The following is a 6,128-nucleotide window of genomic DNA, read 5'->3' on the forward strand; positions in this document are numbered from 1 at the left end:
ACGCGCTGACACCAATGATGGTGGCGGCATAATCGAGGCGGAAATCCACTTAGCGAAACGCCCGAAGCTGTTCAGACAAACCGAGCCACCTCTCGTGCCGTCCGGCGCCTTGCCGTCTTCCCACAGAAGCTGTGTTTCGTACCCTACAGAGAGTTCGCGAGTGCCGTCTCTGACCGCCTGAACGGCGGCGGCATCCATGATTTTTAGCCCGATCTTCAGGTACTCGCCGTCGCGCAGAACCTCTTCGAGCGTGTTTCCAACGGCCTTGTCGCGCCAGGTCTGCGCATTGACGGCGGCCTCTGGGTGCCCGAGTGTGATGGGGATGTTCGCGAAGGTATTTAGTGAGGACTTCGAGAAGACTTCGGCCTCATCTCGATAAACGTTGACCGCCGTAAGTTCCGGGCGGCCAACCTCGATCCCCGAATACACTTGAATCCCGGTTCTCGCCGTCCGCGCATTGACGCGCAGATAGCCGTTCTCGTCTACTTGGAGGGTATCCCCAAGCAGCACGCTATCTTCGATTTTCATGGTGGGTCTATCCTCGCATCACCCCAGAGAACCGCCCGCGACCGGCCGCCATTTCCACGGCTCGGTGTCGCTTTCACCCAGCTTCGGTCTCGCCATCTAACAACTCCCTATTACGTGCCGAAAGGCCGATGCTGCAGAGCTGGCGTACCGCCTCCGAACGAGTGGCTACGCGATTATCGAAACGCCAGTCGTCTATTCGTTGGATCTCATCATCTGACATCATGATAGGCACGCGATTTTCGCGAGGTTTAACCATCACTCTCCCCCGTTGCCGCGCAACTCAGCGTCAAAGCCAAAACGCATCACGAGAGGGGTGATGACATTAGCCATCATGGTACAGGCCCGATCCTCGCCGACGACGGTTCCGACGACCTTTGCGAATCCTACAAAGAATTTTAAGGCGGGCGAGACCCACCAAGCGAAGTGACATACAACTTGGACTTCAACTTGATCGTCGATGGGTGGTTCTACCGGCTTAGGCATTGCTGCCATCTCAGAACGGCTAATCAGAAAATATCCAGGATACGCCTTGTTTGTCACCATGCGATCGCGCATCCCGTTCTCCGTCCAAAACCTGAGTGCCTTCTTGGCGGACGCCCTGAAACCGCGATGGCCAAAAACCGGAGCCGCCCATATCTCAACGATGGCGTCTCCGAACATCTCACTGTAGGCCAGCCTTACCTCGTCATGCAGACGGCTGTCACGGCTGCCGTCCAATGAGCGATTTGGGAAATCGTCGTGGATCACGCCTATGGCCTCGCCAGCAGGACGACATCCCGCCCGGTGTTCTCGATCACGTCGACAAGCGGGAAGTGCTCCTCGACCTTGCGGCGCCACCACTCGCCGCTCTTCACGGTCAGGTGCAGCGGCTTGTTCAGCAGCTTCGGACCCATGCGATCTGGCCGGGTGGCGATGCGGAAATAGGCCGACCGCTTCACGCGGCCGGAGATGCCGCCGAGCACGTCGTCAACCTTCTCTGTCGGAATGTGCTCAAGGACGTCACAGGAATAGCCATAGTCGGCCGGGGGGATGCATTCGGGCAGATCCCAAAGGCAGGCCTCGATTACAGACACGTCCGTTTCCTTCGCGTTCGGTGCGATATCGACGCCGATGACGTTGAGGCCCTGCTCTTCGAACCACTTCGTCGCCCGAGCCGGCCCGGAGCCGAAATCGATCAGGCTTTGCCCGGCGCGCATCTCGCAGACCTTGAAAGCCCGCTCTCGCTCCAGCATGCCGGGGCTGATCCGGCGATATTCGTCCCTCTCCCATATGGCGAGGTACTTTTCGCGCTCCAGGGTGGCGAGATCATCCATTGCAAGCAGTTCCTCGATGTCGGCAAAAGGAAAGCACCGCAGGGCGCTTCTGGGGTTGGTGTTGACGACCGTCACCCCTGCCCTGAGCAGTTGCGGCGCCATGGCTTCCAGCGTCGGTACGAACTTGCCGCGGTGCTGATCCGGGAGCGGCGGCAACTTGTGGTTCTCGTGCCAGTTGCCCGGCCTCATGTCGAAGCCCAGAAGGACGACGACGCGAGAGCCGAGCAGATATGCCAGATTGATCGCCGACGACCCGCCGCACCACCCTCCGACCGCATCGGCGTGATGCGAGAGGCCGCGCGGCAGGAAGCGCATGACTTTGATGTCGTGCCCCGTATCGACGTGAGGACGCTTCCTGGTGATCTTCCATTGACCGGTGTGGAGCCCGAGCTTGCCCCGGTTCCATTCCAGCCAGCGCTGATCGGCCCAGAACAACACGTCCGCCCACGGCGCCTTGTGCAGACCGGCATCGTTCACCGCGATCACTCGGCCCTTGCCTCTCAGCCGATCGCAGTTAAAATCCTTCAGTGACGGGCCGCCGCCGAGAATGAACGCGGCCTCACCCTTCCAAGCATCAGCCGGAGCGTAGAAACGATTGTCCATATCCGATGAGCACTTTCGTGCGCTCCGCACGCTGATCCTGGAGCAAAACGTCGAAATCAAGGGGCTCGCCCGCGAGGTCCGCCGCCTGAAAGAGAAGATCGAAGAACTCGGCGTCGACTACGAGTTGATCGCCGAAATGGAAGAGACCCCGGTCATGGTCTACAAGACCGAGATGCTCGAAGATCTCATCAAAACACGATCACGGCGCGAGCCCGGCAGCGGCAAAGAATAGGCTTGCCGGGCGGCAATCCTTCCTCCGCGCCCGTAGGTTCGCCCCATTTGTAGCGCTTGCCGTCAAGCCTCTGATGCCGCGGGCGTACCCTCTCGTCGTGACTGGTAGCCCAATCGTATTCCGTGATCCCCGCTTGCGTTTGCCGAAGCCGATCCAGATCGGCATGAAACTTCGACATCTGATCCCGCGCGATCAGCTGAGCCTTGCGCTCCCCGATGCCGAACTGCTCCACGAGCTTTGACTTCAGCGTCTTCACCGAGTTGCCCGCGAGGCTGTTCTCGATGACGACCTGCTCGACTCGCTTCACCATGTCTGCCGACATGCTCGTGATCAGCGAAACGCTGCGGGCTATGGCCGCCTCGATCTGATCCTCTAGGTCTTCGGCGCGGACCACGGCGCGCAGGTCAATGCCGAGAACCCGCTTGGCCTCCGCCATGAAGCCATCGTCGTACCGTTTAGCCTCAAGGCGTAGAACGCGCTCCACCATCTCCGTCGCGCGGCGGCCCAGGAGGTTGACGACCGTGCCCAGACGCTGGAACCATGAACGGTTCGCACCGTCCCCGGTGAGGCGCCTCTCCGCTCTGCGCTGCTGCAGGTCAAAAGCATAGACCGGGATGATGCTCTCGCGCACCTCGGCGGCGATACCCTTCAGGACGGTCTTCAAGGCCTTCTCAAATTCCAGCTCCGCGGCACGGCGCAGCGGGACGGGCTGCATGAGGGCTGTCGTGCCCTTGGCCTGCTTACCGGCCGCCAGTTTCGCGATGGAGTACCGGAGCATCACTCTTCCGCAATGACAGGATCATTGTCGGGCTCTTCTTCCTCCCCGCCACCAAGCTCCTCTTCCCAGTTGTCGCCGGTATTGGCGATCGCCTGGTCAAGCCCGGGATAGAACGATGTCTCAACAAGCTGGTTGGCAACGACGGTGCGAAGCTCGTCCGGCGTGAAAAGGCCTGCCCGGTTCAGGATTTCAGCGGTTTCGGCGTGCATCTTGCCGATCTCCGCCTCTTCCTTCTCGCTCATTTGCTCCAGCGGAGCCCACGTGTAGAAAACCTTGGCGGGCCGGCTGCCAAGAGCCGAACGGATCAAGCATTCATCAAGCCGATAGATGGCAGGCGTGATTTCCATCGACTGCATTGATCCAATGCGGTCGTGGTAGTTCTTCATGCTGTGATCGCCGTTGGAGCCGAGGCCGGCCGGCGCCGTTCCTACAAGGCGCGTGACGGGAATGTCCGCCGCGCCGGCAACCATGTCGAGGAACGTCTTCATGACGTCCGGCAACGTGGCAAAGGTGATCTGCTTTCGGTCGTATTCCTCGTCCTTGTCGAGGATCAGAGCACGGTTGACGCCCTTCGCCGTTGCGGCGAGGGCAAAGCGGTTGAGCAGAGCTTGCTCGTATGCCGGTTCGGCCAGGCTCGCCGTGAAGTCCGGGATGCGAAAGATATCCACGTTCGCCTCAAAGACCAGAGAGGCAATGTTCCCGGCCGTGGCGTCGGCGTTGCGCATAGCGCCATAGACGCTATCCAGAACGCTGTCTCCCCACCCATGGTTCGGGCCCGAGACGAGCAGGGGATCGGCATGCGCCGAGCCGACAAATACCGCCAGGCGCGACGGGTGGATGGTCGCCATCGTGTTCGCGCCGCTGACTTGATACTCCTTCGGCTTGCCGTAGGTCTCGGACAGGGCATCCTGGTCAATCTGGCCGGCAATGATTTCGCGGCGGGACAAGACGGTGAGGTACTTGATCCCGCCCTTTCCGATGCGCTCCGGGTCGAGCGGCTGCGACGGATCGGCGTCACCAGTTCCGATGTAGATTGCAGCGCCGCCCCAGAGCCTTGCCTTGACTTGAACCTCGTAGAGCTTCTGCCAGAAGCCGAGGCGCTTCTCCTCTGCCTCGATAAGCTCGATCTGCGCCGCCTCGGCCTGCCAATCCCTACCTTTCCTGACCGAATCCATGGCCGGAATGGTGATGATCTTCTTTCCAAGCCAGGTAGAGCGAAACGCGTTGAAAAGCTGCTCGTCTGTCAGGATCTGCAAGCCATAGTAGGAGCCCGCCAGCTTATCCCGCATGGGATCGCCAAGACCGGCCACCAGCGAGCGGAGGCTATCGGTCTTGAAATGAACAACCTCACCCATTCGGCTTGCCCTTCCTGACCAACTGCGGCGGGTTCTTCACCGTGTCTTTGACCACGGCCGGGATGATTTTCAGCACACCCTTTGCCCCGGCCTTCTCCTTGGCCTCGGCGAGCATCTGGCGCCGGCGCTGGCATGGGGTGCAGGACATGAGGTCATCCAACGTTGGACAGGGTGTAAGACGAGCCACCGCGCGGGGCGAAGGCCATGATGAAGGCGTCAGCCTTGTTCGGCGACGGGATGTCTCGCTTGTCGAGATCCTTCTTGCTCTCGACCTTGACCTTGCCGCGGTTGTCGAAATCTCGGTGCGGCGTCGAAAGCTCATCGATCAGCGAATCAAGGTGATCGCAATCACTGGAGATGCTGATCAATTGGTCCTCTGCGATGCGCTCACCTTTGGTGACAGCGTTGAAGGTGTTGCGGAACCGCTTTGACACCTCCCACCATGCCTGAGCCTTCAGATTGGCGTAGTAGTCGCCGTTCAACGGAGATTGCGGGTCTTTCGGGTCGATCCGCTTTTCCTTGTGCAGGACTTCGCCCCCGGCATTGAATTTGTGGTAGGCGACCCGAACCGCCTTTTCCTCGTTCAGCGCCTTGAAGTGCGCTCCGGCGAAAGCCCCGACGCCGATGCAGTCGTAGTCGATCTCGGCCTTGCTCTCGACGGCCATGGCGTGGACCCGTCCAGCCGACTTCAAAAGCTCGTCTTCCCTGCCCTTCCATTCATCAACAGCAACGGCGACAATCCCGTGGGCGAGCACCGCGGCATTCTTGTCTGCTCCGCCGTCCGCGACGTCGAAACCTATGCGCTTACGGCCAGATGGTGCGATCTTGAGCTTCTGGTGCGCATCGATCGCCGCCTGTATCCAGGACCGCTTGATGATGGCTGCATCGTCATCCTGAAGTGGTTCACCCAGGTAGATGTGCCGGTATTCGTCCTCGTCTTCGGCTCTCTTCGCCTCGATGACCTTGAGGATGGTATCCGATAGAAAGGGATTTTCCTCGTAGTTGATCTTCCGCTTAATCGTGTCCGGCGGCGTGTTCGTGACGAACCGCCGGTAAACGAAATCGGTGACCAGGCGCGGGTTGAAGATGATCCAGAACTGCGACCCTTCTTTTCGCAGGGTCGGCTCCAGAATATCCCATTGCTCCTGGGTAAGGTTATGGGCTTCCTCGACCCAGCAAATATCAATGCCTTCTAGCGACTTGATTTCGTCGATGTGACGCCACAAGCTGTCAACGGCGGAGTAAAAACCGGCCACGGGGCGGAGCAAAAGTCGGCCACTGCGGCGCCGGCCTGAGACCGCCGGGAGGGCTTAAGCCCG

8 protein-coding genes are annotated in these 6,128 nt (G+C 60.1%); 1 reads left to right on the plus strand and 7 read right to left on the minus strand.

Annotated features, from left to right (window positions below):
• The 3 genes from EV665_RS32750 to EV665_RS31525 form a co-directional block, all read right to left on the minus strand.
• Window positions 1-528, minus strand: a 528-nt coding sequence (locus EV665_RS32750) for a DUF2213 domain-containing protein (protein WP_133037200.1), incomplete at its 3' end; no start/stop codon positions are given.
• A gap of 255 nt (window positions 529-783) precedes the next feature.
• Entirely contained in the window at window positions 784-1,275 is a 492-nt protein-coding gene (locus EV665_RS31520) for a hypothetical protein (RefSeq protein ID WP_133037202.1), read from the minus strand.
• Between the two features lie 2 nt (window positions 1,276-1,277).
• Entirely contained in the window at window positions 1,278-2,444 is a 1,167-nt protein-coding gene (locus tag EV665_RS31525) for a class I SAM-dependent methyltransferase (RefSeq protein ID WP_133037203.1), read from the minus strand.
• On the opposite strand from EV665_RS31525, the gene EV665_RS31530 reads away from it, so the two are divergent.
• On the plus strand, window positions 2,437-2,676 hold the full coding sequence (locus EV665_RS31530) for a hypothetical protein (protein WP_133037204.1): 240 nt from the start codon (window positions 2,437-2,439) through the stop codon (window positions 2,674-2,676). The genes EV665_RS31525 and EV665_RS31530 overlap by 8 nt on opposite strands.
• Here EV665_RS31530 and EV665_RS31535 read toward each other — a convergent pair.
• The 4 genes from EV665_RS31535 to EV665_RS31545 are packed head-to-tail and all read right to left on the minus strand — an operon-like array spanning window position 2,633 to window position 6,065.
• Window positions 2,633-3,454 (minus strand): phage head morphogenesis protein, encoded by an 822-nt coding sequence (locus tag EV665_RS31535; RefSeq protein WP_133037205.1) that lies wholly within the window; start codon window positions 3,452-3,454, stop codon window positions 2,633-2,635. The two genes, EV665_RS31530 and EV665_RS31535, sit on opposite strands and share 44 nt — an antisense overlap.
• Entirely contained in the window at window positions 3,454-4,809 is a 1,356-nt protein-coding gene (locus EV665_RS31540) for a DUF1073 domain-containing protein (RefSeq protein WP_133037206.1), read from the minus strand. Before EV665_RS31540 ends, EV665_RS31535 begins: the two co-directional genes overlap by 1 nt.
• On the minus strand, window positions 4,802-4,957 hold the full coding sequence (locus EV665_RS32550; RefSeq protein ID WP_162853234.1) for a hypothetical protein: 156 nt from the start codon (window positions 4,955-4,957) through the stop codon (window positions 4,802-4,804). The genes EV665_RS31540 and EV665_RS32550 overlap by 8 nt, the downstream gene beginning before the upstream one ends.
• A gap of 4 nt (window positions 4,958-4,961) precedes the next feature.
• Window positions 4,962-6,065, minus strand: coding sequence for a phage terminase large subunit (locus EV665_RS31545; protein WP_245507900.1), 1,104 nt, complete (start codon window positions 6,063-6,065; stop codon window positions 4,962-4,964).
• Window positions 6,066-6,128: the final 63 nt, after the last annotated feature.

The organism is Shinella granuli, assembly GCF_004341885.1.
GTDB lineage: Bacteria > Pseudomonadota > Alphaproteobacteria > Rhizobiales > Rhizobiaceae > Shinella > Shinella granuli.